This window comes from Serinicoccus chungangensis (assembly GCF_001483745.1).
Lineage (GTDB): Bacteria > Actinomycetota > Actinomycetes > Actinomycetales > Dermatophilaceae > Ornithinicoccus > Ornithinicoccus chungangensis_A.
Genome location: NZ_LQBL01000022.1, coordinates 117,004 through 132,293, shown reverse-complemented (window position 1 = coordinate 132,293; position 15,290 = coordinate 117,004). Strand labels below are relative to the sequence as shown.

At 73.6% G+C, this 15,290-nt stretch carries 9 protein-coding genes; 7 read left to right on the top strand and 2 right to left on the bottom strand.

Going from position 1 to position 15,290, the window contains the following annotated elements:
• The first annotated feature begins 21 nt into the window (after positions 1 to 21).
• The 7 genes from AVL62_RS06260 (at position 22) to AVL62_RS06230 (ending at position 7,529) form a co-directional block, all read left to right on the top strand.
• Positions 22 to 1,536 (top strand): amidohydrolase, encoded by a 1,515-nt coding sequence (locus AVL62_RS06260; RefSeq protein WP_058890788.1) that lies wholly within the window; start codon positions 22 to 24, stop codon positions 1,534 to 1,536.
• Positions 1,537 to 1,614: 78 nt separating this feature from the next.
• Positions 1,615 to 2,820 carry an acetyl-CoA C-acetyltransferase gene (locus AVL62_RS06255; RefSeq protein WP_058890787.1) on the top strand — a complete coding sequence of 402 codons (1,206 nt, stop codon included), beginning with the start codon at positions 1,615 to 1,617 and terminating at the stop codon, positions 2,818 to 2,820.
• Positions 2,817 to 3,392 carry a GNAT family N-acetyltransferase gene (locus AVL62_RS06250; protein WP_058890786.1) on the top strand — a complete coding sequence of 192 codons (576 nt, stop codon included), beginning with the start codon at positions 2,817 to 2,819 and terminating at the stop codon, positions 3,390 to 3,392. The genes AVL62_RS06255 and AVL62_RS06250 overlap by 4 nt, the downstream gene beginning before the upstream one ends.
• 157 nt (positions 3,393 to 3,549) lie before the next feature.
• Positions 3,550 to 4,533, top strand: coding sequence for a prolyl aminopeptidase (pip, locus tag AVL62_RS06245; RefSeq protein ID WP_058890785.1), 984 nt, complete (start codon positions 3,550 to 3,552; stop codon positions 4,531 to 4,533).
• Between the two features lie 6 nt (positions 4,534 to 4,539).
• Positions 4,540 to 5,307 carry a DUF1353 domain-containing protein gene (locus AVL62_RS17505; protein ID WP_058890784.1) on the top strand — a complete coding sequence of 256 codons (768 nt, stop codon included), beginning with the start codon at positions 4,540 to 4,542 and terminating at the stop codon, positions 5,305 to 5,307.
• A 37-nt stretch (positions 5,308 to 5,344) separates the two neighbouring features.
• Positions 5,345 to 6,448, top strand: a complete 1,104-nt coding sequence (locus tag AVL62_RS06235; protein ID WP_058890783.1) for a hypothetical protein — start codon at positions 5,345 to 5,347, stop codon at positions 6,446 to 6,448.
• 52 nt (positions 6,449 to 6,500) lie between these two features.
• Entirely contained in the window at positions 6,501 to 7,529 is a 1,029-nt protein-coding gene (locus AVL62_RS06230) for a co-chaperone YbbN (RefSeq protein WP_058890782.1), read from the top strand.
• 61 nt (positions 7,530 to 7,590) lie between these two features.
• Here the strand turns inward: AVL62_RS06230 and glgB are convergent, their stop codons facing one another.
• Positions 7,591 to 13,566, bottom strand: coding sequence for a 1,4-alpha-glucan branching protein GlgB (gene glgB / locus AVL62_RS17265; protein ID WP_161937850.1), 5,976 nt, complete (start codon positions 13,564 to 13,566; stop codon positions 7,591 to 7,593).
• On the bottom strand, positions 13,563 to 15,281 hold the full coding sequence (gene treS / locus AVL62_RS06220; RefSeq protein ID WP_058890781.1) for a maltose alpha-D-glucosyltransferase: 1,719 nt from the start codon (positions 15,279 to 15,281) through the stop codon (positions 13,563 to 13,565). The genes glgB and treS overlap by 4 nt, the downstream gene beginning before the upstream one ends.
• Between the last annotated feature and the right edge of the window lie 9 nt (positions 15,282 to 15,290).

Below are 15,290 nucleotides of genomic sequence, written 5' to 3'. Positions count from 1 at the left end.
TATGTCGCCTAGCATCCGTGCATGAGCGACCTGCTGCTGCGCGACGTGCGCGTCGTCGCGATCGACGCCGGAGCGCCCACCGAGCCGGTGGACGTGCTGGTGCGGGACGGGGTGATCGCGGCGGTCGGCCCACGGCTGCGCCCCGAGGGCCCGGCCGTGCCCGAGCTCGACGGGGGCGGACGGCACGTCGTCCCCGGCCTGTGGGACACCCACGTGCACATGGTGCAGTGGGGGCTGGGGCAGACCCGCCTCGACACCTCCGGCACCGCCAGCCCCGCCGAGGTGCTCGCCCGGGTCGTCGACCGGCTGACCTGGGGCTTCGACAGCCCCACCGGGGTGCTCGTCGGGTGGGGCCACCGCACGGGCCGGTGGCTCCAGCAGCCCACGGTGGCCGAGCTGGACGCCGTGACGGGCGAGGTGCCGGTGGCCCTCATCAGCGGCGACGGCCACCACGGCTGGCTCAACACGCCGGCCCTCCGGCTGCTCGGCGGCCCGACCGTCGAGGGGGTCGTGGCCGAGGCCGACTGGTTCCCGCTCTACGACCGCCTGCAGCGGCTGCACGGCGCGCAGGAGGAGTCGGAGTATGCCGTCACCCGCGCCATCCAGGGCGCGCACGCCCTGGGGGTGGTCGGGATCGTCGACCTGGAGTTCGGGCGGCCGTGGGAGCAGTGGCGCGAGCGCAGCGCGGAGGGCACGCCTCCGCTGCGCGCCCGCACCGGCGTCTACCCCGAGGGCCTGGAGGACGCCATCAGCGCCGGGCTGCGCACCGGGGACCCCATCCGGGCGACCGACGGCCTGGTGACGATGGGCCCGCTCAAGGTCATCACCGACGGCTCCCTCAACACCCGCACCGCCTGGTGCTGCGACCCCTACGCCGACGGCCACCTGCTGGCCCAGCCGGCCGGTGCCGCCAACTACCCGGTCGACGAGCTCATCAGCCTGCTGCGCCGCGCCCGCGGGGCGGGGCTGCAGGCGGCGCTGCACGCTATCGGCGACGCCGCGGTCGGCGCCGTCCTGGACGCCTTCGAGGCCACCGGGGCCTCCGGGTCGGTCGAGCACGCCCAGCTCATCACCCCGGCCGACGTGCGCCGGTGGGCCGCCCTGCCGCAGCGCGTCGTCGCGAGCGTGCAGCCGGCCCACCTCCTCGACGACCGCCCGGTGACCGAGCGCTGCTGGCCGGACCGGACCGACCGCACCTTCACCCTGCGCAGCTTCCTCGACGCGGGCATCGAGCTGAGCCTGGGGTCGGACGCGCCGGTGTCCCCCCTGGACCCGTGGCTGGCGATGGCCGCCGCGGTGCACCGCGGTCCCGAGGACGGGGAGAGCTGGCACCCCGAGCAGGAGATCGGCGCCCGGGAGGCGCTGGCCGCCTCGGTGGACGGGCAACGCGTCCGGGCCGGCGCCCGGGGCGACCTCGCGCTGCTCGACCACGACCCGCTCGCGGAGGCGTCCACCAGCGCCGAGCGGGCGCGGCGGTTCCGCTACACGGTGGTCAGCGCGACGGTCCTGGACGGCCAGGTCGTGCACGGCGGCTGACCCCGGGGAAGGGGTGCCACGCCGCTACAGTGGCGGGTGGCTGCATACCCGTCACCGTCGCTGGAGGAGTCCGCCCAGATGTCAGAACCCACCACCTCGGTCCTCGTCGCCGGCGCCCGCACGCCCATGGGGCGCCTGCTCGGCTCGCTCTCCTCGCTGTCCGGAGCCCAGCTGGGCGGTGCCGCCATCGCCGGGGCGCTCGAGCGGGCCGGTGTGCGCGGTGACCAGGTCGACTACGTGATCATGGGCCAGGTGCTCACCGCCGGTGCCGGCCAGATCCCGGCCCGTCAGGCCGCCGTCGCCGGGGGCATCCCCATGGACGTCCCGGCCCTCACCATCAACAAGGTGTGCCTGTCCGGCATCGACGCCATCGCCCTGGCCGACCAGCTCGTCCGCGCCGGGGAGGTCGACGTCGTCGTCGCCGGCGGCCAGGAGTCGATGAGCCAGGCACCGCACCTGCTCGAGCGCTCGCGCACGGGGTTCAAGTACGGCGACGTGACCATGCGTGACCACCTGGCCCACGACGGCCTCTGGGACGCCTTCACCGACCAGGCGATGGGCGGGCTCACCGAGGGGGCCAACCAGGCCGACGCGGCCGGGCACTTCACCCGGGAGCAACAGGACGCCTTCTCCGCCCGCAGCCACCAGCGGGCGGCCGCGGCCTGGGAGAACGGCGTCTTCGCCGACGAGGTCGTGCCCGTGCACATCCCCCAGCGCAAGGGCGACCCGGTCGTCGTCTCCCAGGACGAGGGGATCCGCGCCGACACGACGGTCGAGTCCCTGGGCCGGCTGCGCCCGGCGTTCTCGCCGGAGGGCACGATCACCGCCGGCTCGGCCTCGCAGATCTCCGACGGCGCCTGCGCCGTGGTCGTCATGAGCAAGGCCCGCGCCACCGAGCTCGGGCTGGACTGGATCGCCGAGATCGGCGCCCACGGCATGGTCGCCGGGCCGGACTCGACGCTGCAGAGCCAGCCGGCCCGCGCCATCGCCGCTGCCTGCGCCAAGCAGGGCATCGAGCCAGCCGGCCTGGACCTCGTCGAGATCAACGAGGCCTTCGCGGCCGTCGGGCTGGCCTCCGTGCAGGAGCTCGGCCTCGACGAGGAGCGGGTCAACGTCAACGGCGGCGCGATCGCGCTGGGCCACCCCATCGGCATGTCCGGGGCGCGGATCCTGCTGCACCTCGCCCTCGAGCTGCAGCGCCGCGGCGGCGGCACCGGCGCGGCCGGGCTCTGCGGGGGCGGGGGCCAGGGCGACGCCCTCCTCGTCACCGTGCCGTCCCGGTGACCGGGCCGGACGACGACGGCGTCCCGCCCGCCCGGGACGTCGGGGCCAGGGACGGGTCGCCCGGGTCCTGGGAGCTCCGCGAGCCGCAGGTCGGCGATCCCGGGCCGTTCGCGCTGCTGCACGCCCGCGTGTGGCGGGAGACCTACCGCGGCATCATGTCGGACGAGGTCGTCGACGCGCTGGACGCCGAGCAGTTCCGGCCGATGTGGGAGCAGGTCGCCGCGGCGTATGCCGAGGGGCGGGTCGCCGACGACGGGCGCGGCTTCCTCGTCGCTCTCGTCGGGGGTGAGCCGGCCGGCTTCTGCCTGCACGGGCCGGCGCGCGAGGAGGACGCGCCGGTCCCGCACCAGGTCTGGTCGCTCAACGTCGCCCCCGAGCACCAGGGGACCGGTCTGGCGCAGGAGCTGCTCGCCCGCAGCCTCGGCGAGCGGGCGGCATACCTCTGGGTGGCGCGGGGCAACCACCGGGCCGTCCGCTTCTACCAGCGGCAGGGGTTCGTCCTCGACGGGGCGGAGAACCTCGACGGCCACGACGGGGTCGTCGAGCTGCGCATGGTGCGCCACCCGGCCTGAGCCTGCTCCCGCGCGCGGGCATACCCCCCGGCACCTGAGCAGAGAACCCTGCCCTCCTCAGGACCTGAGCAGAGAAGGGTGCCCGAGGCAGGTGCTGGGACCCCTGCGCCGGGCCTGCTTCTCTGCTCAGGCGCGTCCCAGGGGCTACCGTCGGGGGATGAGCCAGCGGCGCACCTTCTACCCCGAGATCGAGCCCTACCGGACCGAGATGCTGGACGTGGGGGAGGGCCACCAGGTCTACGTCGAGCAGTCCGGCAACCCGGGCGGCAAGCCGGTGATCTTCGTGCACGGCGGCCCGGGCAGCGGCACCAGCCCGAAGCAGCGTCGCGTGTTCGACCCCGAGCGCTACCGCATCGTCCTCTTCGACCAGCGGATGGCCGGCCGCTCCACCCCGCACGCGTCGACCACGGTGGACCCTGCCGTCTGGGCGACCAACACGACCGGCCACCTCGTCGCCGACATGGAGCACATCCGGGAGCACCTCGGCATCGAGACCTGGCAGGTCTTCGGCGGGTCGTGGGGGTCCTGCCTGTCCCTGGCCTACGCGCAGGCGCACCCCGACCGGGTGAGCGAGCTGGTGCTGCGCGGCATCTTCACGCTGCGCCCGGCCGAGCTGTCCTGGATGTACGAGCGGGGCCACCTCGAGCACGTCTACCCCGACCACTGGGCCGACTTCGTGGCGCCGGTGGCCCCGGAGCGCAGGCACGAGATGCAGCTGGCCTACCACGAGCTGCTCTTCGACCCCGACCCCGCGGTCCACGTCCCCGCCGCCGTGGCGTGGAGCGGGTGGGAGTCGCGGGTCATCACGGTGGAACCGGACGAGGACGGGTTCCGGAAGGCGACCGAGCCGCAGCAGGCGGTGGCCTTCGCGCGCATCGAGAACCACTACTTCGTCCACGGCGGCTTCCTGCGGGAGGGCTCGCTGCTCGACCAGGCCCCGGCGCTGGCCCACATCCCCACGGTGATCGTCCAGGGCCGCCTGGACATGTGCACGCCGGCACGCACGGCCTTCGACCTCGCCGCGCGGCTCCCCGACGCCGAGCTCACGGTGGTCCCCGACGCCGGGCACGCGTTCTCCGAGCCCGGCACCCTGGACGCCCTCGTCCGGGCGACCGACAGGTTCGCGACCAGCAGGAGGTAGACCGCCGTGGGTGAGTTCTTCGACAGCCGGACCGGGGGGCCGCTGCGCCTCGAGGTGCGCAGCGTGGACGGGCGGGACTTCGTGCTCCTGCAGCCGGTCGGCTACGTCGAGGAGGGCGGCGCCACCTTCGTCGTGCCCGCCGGGTTCACCACCGACTTCGCGTCGGTGCCCCACCTCTTCACCTGGCTGGTGCCCAAGAGCGGTGACTTCCTCCCGGCCGCCGTCCTGCACGACGCCCTGGTGTGCCCCGGCAGCTTCGAGGGACCCCAGATCGGTCGGCACGAGGCGGACCGGGTGTTCCGGACGGCGATGATCGGACTGGGCACCGGCCGGGTGCGGGCCTGGCTGATGTGGGCGGCCGTCACCATCGGCACCCTCTGGGCCAGCCGTGACCTGGGCAAGCGGGTGCAGCTGGTCGGTCTGCTGGGGCTCGTCGCCCTCCTCGGCACGGCGGCCACCCTCGACTTCTTCGACGTCGTCTCGGTCGTGCCGTGGATGGGGGACCGTCCGTGGCCCGTCGAGCTGGCGCTCGGGGCGCTCTTCGCGGTGGTCGTGCCCAGCGTGCTCGCCGTGTCCTGGGGACGCTACTGGCTGGCCGGGGTGATCGTCGGGGTCGCGCTGGCGCTGCTGCTGCACGTCACCGTGGCGTTGCTGGCGATCTACGCGTTCTACCTCGTCCTGGAGCGGCTCGTGAGCGGGCCGGCCGACGACGACGGGGTGCGGGTGCGGGACCGCCGGGCCGCTGATGCAGGCACGAGCCTGGGAGATCGCTGATTTCCCCCTGCCTGTCCTCGATGTTTACCATATCGTTATGAAGTTCTCCAGGATCACCGCCGCCGCCACGCTGAGCTCGGCCCTCGTTCTTGCCGCCTGCTCCGGTGACGACACCGGTGGCGAGGCCACCACGGACGCCGCCACCGCCGACGACGCCGCCTCGACCGACGACGCCGCCTCGACCGACGACGCCTCATCGGCCACCGCCGACGCGACCGGCCAGACGGTGGAGATGACCACCGACGCCGCGACCGCCGCCCTGCCGCTGGACGAGGCCGAGGAGGTCGCCACCGAGGTGCTCACCGAGCGGGTCCGCGCCGACCAGGGCGACGGTGACGAGATCGCGGAGGCCCAGGAGGCGTCCATGGCCGGCAGCGTGCTGCGGGCCCACCGGGCCGCCGACCGGCTCGAGCCGGTGACCGGCGAGCCGGCGGAGGTGGACCTCGAGGAGACCCCCGTCGAGCCCAACGTGCTGGCGATCAGCCGCGAGGACGACCAAGACGCGGCATACCTGCTCGTGCAGACCGTCCCCGAGGACGGCGCGCCCGTCCTGCACCTGCTCACCAGCGAGAGCGGCGAGAGCGAGGACTTCCGGATCACCTGGGAGGCGCCGATGCTGCCGGACACCCAGGTCCCCACCTTCGACCCGCGTTCCGAGGGCAGCCCGGTGATGCACGGTGACCAGGGCGACCTCACCATGGAGCCGCGCGAGCTGCTCCGGTCGGTGGGCGCCTACACCGAGTGGCCGCAGCCGGACGAGGTGCCGGACTACCGCACCCACGGCTACGCGCCGTCGGTGCGTCAGGCCGCCGAGGACCAGGCCGAGGCGCTCGCGGGGCAGGCGAGCCTGCGCGAGAAGAACTGGCTGGTCTCCGACGACGTCGTCACCCTCCTCTTCGAGGACGGCAGCGGCTTCGTCACGGGCTCGCTGCTGCGCGACACCCAGTTCGTCGTCAACGAGGGCAGCGAGCTCACCACCCCGGACGAGTTCCGCGTCTTCCAGGACAGCGAGGTGCTCACCGAGCAGGCCACGCTGCGGACCGCCGTCTTCGTGGGCATGCGGGCGCCGTCGGAGGACGTCGACTTCAAGCCGGAGATGCTGGCCGCGACCGAGCAGCTGGTGGACGCCTCCGGCGAGTGAGGCCGCGCCCGGGGCGTTCGAGACCCAGGCGTCCACGGCATACGCTGGGGACATGAGCCAGCAGCCCTTCTCCTCCGCAGCCCTGCGCGGCGCCGTCGACCTCTCCGCGCTCTCCTCCCGGCCCGGTGCCCCGGGCGCCGCTGCCCGGCAGCAGCCCGGCGGTGCGCCGGCGGGGGCACCTGCCGGCGGCGTCCCCGGCCGCAGCGGCGCGCTCGTCCAGGTGAGCGACGACACCTTCGAGTCGGTCGTCAACGCCAGCCTGACCACGCCGGTCGTGCTGGTGCTGTGGACGCCGCAGCTGCCGGAGTCGCTCGCCCACCTGCGCGACCTGGCCGAGCGGGCCCGCACCATGGGCGGCCGGTTCCAGGTGGCCGGGGTGGACGTCGCCGGGAGCCCCGGCATCCTGCAGGCCCTGACCCCCGTGCTGCAGCAGGTCTTCGGCCAGGTCTCCTCCCTGCCGGTCGTCATGGGCCTGCTCAGCGGCCAGCCCATGCCGTTCTACCTCGGCGTGCAGCCGATGGAGCAGGTCGACCAGCTGCTGGAGAAGTTCCTCGAGGCGGCGGTGCAGAACGCCGTGACCGGTCGGGTCGAGATCGGTGCGGACGACGGCACGGGTATGCCGGGCGAGGCCGGGGAGGCGGACGGCGAGGGGGAGCAGGCCGACGAGCTGCCCCCGCTGCACCAGGAGGCCTACGACGCCATCGACCGCGGGGACTGGACCGCGGCGATCAGCGCCTACGAGAAGGCGCTGGCCCAGGACTCCTCCGACGAGCTCGCCCGCCTCGGTCTGGGGCAGGTCACGCTGCTGGAGCGCACCTCAGGGATGGACCTCGCCGCCGTCCGGCAGGCCGCCGCCGACCGGCCCGACGACGTGCAGGCCCAGATGGACGCCGCCGACGTGGACCTCGTCGGCGGGCACGTCGAGGACGGCTTCGGCCGGCTCGTCGAGACCGTCCGCCGCACCTCGGGCGAGGACCGCGACCGGGCCCGCACCCACCTCCTGGGGCTGTTCGAGGTCGTCGGCGCCCAGGACCCGCGCGTCACCAAGGCCCGTCAGGCCCTCATGAGCGCCCTCTACTGACCTCGGTCTCCGCACGCCCCTGCGCCGGACGCGTGTCCGGCGCAGGGGTGGAGGCCGGGGGTCAGTCGCGAGCGCCGAGGGCGGCGTCCACGACCTGCTGGGCCTGCGCCTGCACCTGCGCGAGGTGCTCGGGGCCGCGGAAGCTCTCGGCGTAGATCTTGTAGACGTCCTCGGTGCCCGAGGGACGGGCCGCGAACCACGCGCTCTCGGTGCACACCTTGACCCCGCCGATGGCGGCCCCGTTGCCGGGGGCCTCGGTGAGGATGGCGGTGATGGGCTCGCCGGCGATCTCGGTGGCCTCGATGTCGTCCGCGGACAGCTTCTTCAGCCGTGCCTTCTGCTCGCGGCCGGCCGGCGCGTCGACGCGGGCGTAGGCGGGCGTCTGACCGCCGCCGACCTCGCTGACGAGCTCGGCGTAGCGCTGCGAGGGCGAGCGGCCCGTGCGCGCGATGATCTCGGCGGCGAGCAGGGCCAGGATGATGCCGTCCTTGTCGGTCGACCACACCGAGCCGTCCCGGCAGAGGAAGGACGCGCCGGCGGACTCCTCACCGCCGAAGGCGATCGAGCCGTCCAGCAGCCCGGGCACGAACCACTTGAACCCCACCGGCACCTCGGTGAGCTCCCGGCCCAGCCCCTCGACGACCCGGTCGATCATCGACGAGCTCACCAGGGTCTTGCCGACGGCCGTGCCCTGCGGCCACTCCGGCCGGGCGCCGCCGTAGAGGTAGTCGATCGCGACGGCGAGGTAGTGGTTGGGGTTGAGCAGCCCGCCGTCGGGGGTGACGACCCCGTGCCGGTCGGCGTCCGCGTCGTTGCCGGTGGCAATGTCGTAGTCGGCCCCGCCGCTCATCACCTCGATGAGCGAGGCCATGGCGTCGGGGGAGGAGCAGTCCATGCGGATCTTGCCGTCCCAGTCCAGCGTCATGAACGACCACGCCGGGTCCACCCGCGGGTTGACGACGGTGAGGTCGAGCCCGTGGGTCTCGGCGATGGCCTGCCAGTAGTCGACGGCGGCCCCGCCCAGCGGGTCGGCGCCGATGCGCACGCCGGCCTCCCGGATGGCGTCCACGTCGATGACGCGGGGCAGGGCGCGGACGTACTCGCCCATGAAGTCGTAGCGACCGGCCGCCGCGATCGCGTCCTCCACCGGCACCCGGCGGACGCCGTCCAGGCCGGCGCGCAGCAGCGCGTTGGCCCGGTCGGCGATCCACCCGGTGGCGTCGGTGTCGGCCGGTCCGCCGTGCGGGGGGTTGTACTTGAAGCCGCCGTCGCGGGGCGGGTTGTGCGAGGGCGTCACGACGATGCCGTCGGCCTCGCCGACCGCGCCCTCGGTCTCCCGGTTGTGCGCCAGGATCGCCCGTGAGACCGCCGGCGTGGGGGTCCACCCGTCGCCCTCGTCGACCCGCACGTCCACGCCGTTGGCGACGAGCACCTCGAGCGCGCTGCGCCAGGCCGGCTCGGACAGCGCGTGGGTGTCCCGGCCCAGGAAGAGCGGTCCGTCGGTGCCCTGCTCGGCGCGGTAGTCGCAGATGGCCTGGGTCGTGGCCAGGATGTGGTGCTCGTTGAAGGCGCCGTCCAGCGAGCTTCCCCGGTGCCCGGAGGTCCCGAAGGCGACCTGCTGGTCCAGGTCGTCCGGGTCCGGCACGACCTCGGTGTATGCCGTGACGAGCGCCTCGATGTCCGTCAGGTCCGACTCCTGCGCCGGCTGGCCGGCGCGGGGGTGGCGACCGCCCTCCTCGCCGTCGGCCTCGGACGCCTCGGTGGCACCCGTCGCGGTGCCGTCGTCCTCGACGGGGTCGGGCACGAACCACACGGCGCCCATGGGCGGCACGGTGACCAGCGCGGAGAAGGGCTGGCCCTGGTGCGGCTCGTCGACCGCCTCGACCGCGCCGAGGTTGCCCTCGCCCGACCCGCCGTAGGTCTGCGCATCGGTGTTGAGCACCTCGCGCCAGCGGCCGGAGTAGGGCAGGCCCACGTGCACCTGGTGGTGCGGCACCCCGCTGAAGTTCACCACGCAGGCCACGACCGGCCGCAGCCCGTCCGGTCCCTCGTTGCCCCAGCGCAGGTAGGAGTACTGGTTGCGGCCGGCGTCGTTGGCGTCCAGCCAGCTGAAGCCGTGCTCGTGGTGGTCGATCTCCCACAGGGCGGGCAGCTGCGCGTAGAGCCGGTTGAGGTCGGCCACCAGCGCCTGCACGCCGGCGTGCTCCGGGCGCTCGGTCAGCTCCCAGTCCAGGCTCCCGCCGTCGGCCCACTCCCGGGCCTGGGCGAACTCGCTGCCCATGAAGAGCAGCTGCTTGCCGGGGTGGCTCCACTGGTAGGCGAGGAAGGCCCGCGTGGTCGCGAACTTCTGCCAGGCGTCGCCGGCCATCTTGCGCAGCAGCGAGCCCTTGCCGTGCACGACCTCGTCGTGGCTGATCGGCAGGATGTACTTCTCGCTGAAGGCGTACACCAGCGAGAAGGTCAGCGCGTGGTGGTTGTGCGCCCGGCTGAACGGCGAGGCGCCGAGGTAGCCGAGGGTGTCGTGCATCCAGCCCATGTTCCACTTGAACCCGAAGCCCAGCCCGCCCTCGTCGGTGGGCGCGGTGACGCCGGGCCACGAGGTGCTCTCCTCGGCGATCATGACGACGCCGGGGGAGCGGCGGTAGGCCGTGGCGTTGGCCTCCTGCAGCAGCGCGACGGCCTCGAGGTTCTCCCGCCCGCCGTGCTGGTTCGGGATCCACTGGCCCTCGTCGCGCGAGTAGTCGAGGTAGAGCATCGAGGCGACGCCGTCGACCCGCAGCCCGTCCGCATGGAACTCCTCCAGCCAGTAGGTCGCGTTGGCGACCAGGAAGTTGCGGACCTCCGGACGGCCGAAGTCGAAGATGTAGGAGCCCCACTCCGGGTGCCAGCCCTTGCGCGGGTCCGGGTGCTCGTAGATCGGGGTGCCGTCGAAGCGGGCGAGCGCCCACGGGTCGGTGGCGAAGTGCCCCGGCACCCAGTCGAGGATGACGCCGACCCCGGCCTGGTGCAGGCGGTCGATGAGGTAGCGCAGGCCGTCCTCGTGGCCGAACCGGCTGTCCGCGGCGTAGTAGCCGGTGACGTGGTAGCCCCACGAGCCGCCGTAGGGGTGGTGCATGACCGGCATGAGCTCGACGTGGGTGAAGCCCATCCGCGCGACGTAGGGGACGAGCTGGTCGGCGATCTCGGTGTAGCCCAGCCCCTTGCGCCAGCTGCCGAGGTGCACCTCGTAGACGCTCATCGGCCCGTGGTGGATGTCGCCGGCCGCGCGGGCCGCCATCCACTCCGCGTCGCCCCAGCGGTGCGTGCTGACCGTGACCACGGAGTTGGTGAACGGGGGCACCTCGCTGGCGCGCGCCATGGGGTCGGCCTTGGCGCGGCGGACGCCGTCCGGGCCGGTGATGTCGTACTTGTAGTGGGCGCCCTCGCGAACACCGGGGACGAACAGCTCCCAGACGCCGACCTCGTCGTGGGCACGCAACGCGTGCGTCGCGCCGTTCCAGCCGTTGAAGTCGCCGACGACGTGGACGGCCGACGCGTGCGGGGCCCAGACGGCGAACCGGGTGCCGGTGACCTCGCCGAGCTCGTCGCGCACGGTCATGACGCGGGACCCCAGGGCCCGCCACAGCTCCTCGTGGCGGCCCTCCCCGATGAGGTGCAGGTCGGTCTGCCCCAGGCTGGGCCCGTGCCGGTAGGCCTCGTCGACGAGGTGCTGACCGCGCCCGGTGTCGACCTTGAGCCGGTAGGCCGGGACGGTCGCGGTGGGCAGCACCGCCACCCAGATGCCGCCGGTCTCGTGCGTCATCGGCACCGTGACCCCGTCGGCCAGCACGATCTCGACGAGCTGCGCCCCGGGCTGGAGGGTCCGGACGGTGACGTGGTCGTCGAAGACGTGCGCGCCCAGGAGGGCGTGCGGGTTGCGGTGCAGGCCCTCGACGACGTCGGTCGCCTCGTCCAGGTCCAGGGGGAGGGTATGCGGTGCGGCCGGCTCCACCGGCTCGCTCAGCGACCGGCGCGGCTCGGTCGGGCGGGCCGTGACCACCCCCCCGCTGGCGTCCTCCCACGCGGTGGCGCGCAGCACCTCCGGGTCGCCCTGCGGCTGCCCGGACCAGCCGCTGGCGGCCGGCCGGGGGCGCGGGGCGAGCTCGAGGTCCTCACCGGTCCGTCGACCGGGGGGCACCGTCCCGACGACCATGTCCGCCGGCGGGGGGACCGGGGCGTGCGGGTAGCCACCGCTCGCCCCGCCCGGGCGGCCCGAGGCGCTCGCCGCGCTGCCGCTCGCGGCCCGCGGGTCGCCGGTCGGCGGGTGGGACAGCGGTCCGTCGTGCCGCTCCACCTCGATGAGCGAGGAGCCGTAGTCGTCGTCGACCGGTGCCGGACCGGCCTGCTCGCCGGCCTGCTCCTGCGCCGGGACCTCCTGCTGCACGTCGTCCTCACCCATGGTCGTCTCCTCCGTGCGGTTGTGCGCGCCCTGCGGTGCGTCAGGGACACCTGCCTGCTCCGGGCGGGCCGGGACTGCTGCGGCGCTGCGGTGGCGTCCGGCCTCGGTGGGGAACGCCTCCTCGGCGGACCCCGCCCCGTGCTCCTGCTCCTGGTCCTGCTCCTGCGTGGCGCCGCGGTGGCGGGCCTCGCGCGGCGGCGCGGCAGGACCGGCGTCGGGGGCGCCGCCCGGGACGGCGACCTGGCCCAGGAGCCGGTGCACGGCCCCCAGCGGGATCGGCAGCCAGTCCGGGCGGTTGCGCGCCTCGTAGCTCACCTCGTAGAGGGCCTTGTCCAGCTCCAGCGCCGCCAGCACGGCCTTCGTGGCCTCGCCCCCGAGGTCGACCCCGCCCTGCTCGGCATACCCCGCGAGGAAGGCCTCGCGGGCGGCGTCGGCCCACCGGCTGCGGTCGTCGGCCGAGGAGGCGGCGGCGTAGTCGAAGGAGCGGAGCATGCCGGCGACGTCGCGCAGGGCCAGGTCGGGCTCGGTGCGCTCGGCCAGCGGTCGCAGCGGCTCGCCCTCGAAGTCCAGGAGCACCCAGCCGCGGTCCGGGGCGTCGAGGACCTGGCCCAGGTGGTAGTCGCCGTGGACCCGCTGCAGGTCGGGCAGGTCCGCGGACTCCAGGGCGGCATACACGCCCAGCACGGCGTCGCGGTGCTCGGCGAGCTGCGGCGCGTCCCGGAAGGACTGCTCGGCACGGTCGCGCATCTGGGTCAGCAGCTCGGCGCGGCGCTCGTCGGCCGGGCGGGCCCCGAAGGCCTCGCGCAGCGCGGCGTGCACGGCGGCGGTGGCCGCGCCCAGGCTGCGGGCGCGCCCGCTGAAGTCGTCGTCGGCGTCGGCGGCGACCCGGGCCTGACGCCAGGCGTCCTCGGTGCCGGTGAGGAACTCCTGCGCGAAGGCGAGGTGGCCGTGGACCTCCCGGCCGTCCGCGCCGGGCCAACGTCCCTCGACGTAGCCGAACGGGTCCGGCACCTGACGCGAGCCGCCGCGGCTGATCGCGGCCTGCACCGACACGTCCGGGTTCTCCCCCTCGTGCAGGACGCGGAAGAGCTTGATGATGAGCGGCCGTCCGCCGCGGTGGGTCTCCACGATGACCGAGGTGTTGGACTGCTCACCCGACAGGACCCGCGCGGTGGCCAGCGCCGGGCGCTCCCCCTGCGGGGCCACCCGGCGCGAGCGGGCGGCCGGGACCTCGTGGTCGGACGCCATCTCCGAGAGCAGCACGTCGGCGAAGACCGGGTCGTGGGTCGCGTCGTAGATGTAGCGGGTGCCCAGCTCGGGGTGCTCCGCGGTGGCCACGAGCGCGTGCTCCAGGAAGGGCACCGCCTCGGCGCGGTAGGTGAGCGGGACCTGGTAGACGGTGGGCGGCTCGTCCGACGCGCTCTCGTCGAGGACGATGTGGTCCTCGATCCCGACCTCGCCGTAGGGGTCCTGCCAGCGGATGGCGGAGACCCGGCGCAGCCGCGGCGCCGCGCCAGCGGCCTGCTTGCCACGGAACCAGCGCTGGCGGGCCACCCAGGCTGGCAGGAAGTCCTCGAACGACGGGGTGAGGTCGGTCATCGCTGCTCCTCCTTCGGGGTCAGGCCCAGCCAGTAGAAGCCGCGCGAGCCCATGCTGAGGGTGACGGTGCCGTCGGCACCGACGTCGGGGAAGTTGTGCCCGCCGAAGAGGTCCCGCACGTCGGCGCCGTGCAGGGCCTCCGGCAGCGTGATGGTGCTGGCCTGCGGCCGGGAGGACAGGTTGTTGACGCACAGCACCGCGGGGTAGCCCTCGCGCTCCTCCTCGTCGCTGCCCGGCGGCAGGGCGCGGACGAAGGCCAGCACCGCGTCGTTGTCGGCCACGCAGGGGAGGTACTCACCGGTGCCGAAGACCTCGTGCGAGGCCCGCACCTGCAGCATGCCGCGGGTCCAGTGCAGCAGCGAGGAGCCGCTGGCCATCTCGGCCTCCACGTTGACGCTGTTGTGGTGGTAGACCAGCGAGCTGATGACGGGGAGGTACAGCTTGCCCGGGTCTGCGGTGGAGAAGCCGGCGTTGCGGTCCGGGGTCCACTGCATGGGGGTGCGCACGGCGTCGCGGTCGCTGAGCCAGATGTTGTCGCCCATGCCGATCTCGTCGCCGTAGTAGAGGCACGGCGACCCCGGGAGCGAGAGCAGCAACGCGTTGATGAGCTCGATCTCCTCGCGGGAGTTGTCGAGCAGCGGGGCCAGCCGACGCCGGATGCCGATGTTGGCGCGCATCCGCGGGTCGGGGGCGTACCAGCCGTACATCGCCGAACGCTCCTCCCCGGAGACCATCTCCAGGGTGAGCTCGTCGTGGTTGCGCAGGAAGGTGCCCCACTGCGTCCCCTCGGGGATGCGGGGCGTCTCCTCCATGACCCGGACGACGGGCTCCGCCTTCTCCTCGCGCAGCGCGTAGTAGAGCCTCGGCATGACCGGGAAGTGGAAGCACATGTGGCACTCCGGCGCCTCGGGGGTGCCGTAGTAGTCGACCACCTCGGCCGGCATCTGGTTGGCCTCGGCCAGCAGGACCCGACCCGGGTACTCCTCGTCCACCATGGCCCGCAGGCGGGCGAGGAACTCGTGGGTGCGGGGGAGGTTCTCGCAGTTGGTGCCCTCCTCCTCGAAGAGGTAGGGCACGGCGTCCAGCCGGAAGCCGTCGATGCCGAGGTCCAGCCAGAACCGGACGACGTCGAACATCGCCTCGGCGACGGCCTCGTTCTCGAAGTTGAGGTCCGGCTGGTGGGAGAAGAAGCGGTGCCAGAAGAACTGCCGCCGGACCGGGTCGAAGGTCCAGTTGGAGGTCTCGGTGTCGACGAAGATGATCCGGGCGTCGGCATACTTCTCGTCGGTGTCGGACCAGACGTAGAAGTCGCCGTAGGGACCCTCGGGGTCCGAGCGGCTGGCCTGGAACCACGGGTGCTGGTCGCTCGTGTGGTTCATCACCAGGTCGGTGATGATGCGGATGCCGCGGGCGTGCGCCTGGCTGATGAGCTCGCGGAAGTCCGGGAGGGTGCCGAACTCGGGCAGGACCGCGGTGTAGTCGGCGACGTCATACCCGCCGTCGCGCAGCGGGGAGGCGTAGAACGGCGGGATCCACAGGCAGTCGACACCGAGCCACTGCAGGTAGTCCAGCCGGTTCATCAGCCCGGTGAAGTCGCCCGAGCCGGACCCCGTGGAGTCGTCGAAGGCCCGGACGAGGACCTCGTAGAAGACCGCCTTGCGGAACCAGTCCGGGTCGTTCTTCAGCCCTGGCTGATGGAGGTTGAGCCCGCGCATCGTGCTCCT

Excerpts from the sequence above, each read along its gene's own strand:
- AVL62_RS06230 (WP_058890782.1), top strand. The coding sequence starts at position 6,501 with ATGAGCCAGCAGCCCTTCTCCTCCGCAGCCCTGCGCGGCGCCGTCGAC.
- pip (WP_058890785.1), top strand. The coding sequence starts at position 3,550 with ATGAGCCAGCGGCGCACCTTCTACCCCGAGATCGAGCCCTACCGGACC.
- AVL62_RS06235 (WP_058890783.1), top strand. The coding sequence starts at position 5,345 with ATGAAGTTCTCCAGGATCACCGCCGCCGCCACGCTGAGCTCGGCCCTC.
- treS (WP_058890781.1), bottom strand. The coding sequence starts at position 15,281 with ATGCGCGGGCTCAACCTCCATCAGCCAGGGCTGAAGAACGACCCGGAC.
- glgB (WP_161937850.1), bottom strand. The coding sequence starts at position 13,566 with ATGACCGACCTCACCCCGTCGTTCGAGGACTTCCTGCCAGCCTGGGTG.
- AVL62_RS06255 (WP_058890787.1), top strand. The coding sequence starts at position 1,615 with ATGTCAGAACCCACCACCTCGGTCCTCGTCGCCGGCGCCCGCACGCCC.
- AVL62_RS06260 (WP_058890788.1), top strand. The coding sequence starts at position 22 with ATGAGCGACCTGCTGCTGCGCGACGTGCGCGTCGTCGCGATCGACGCC.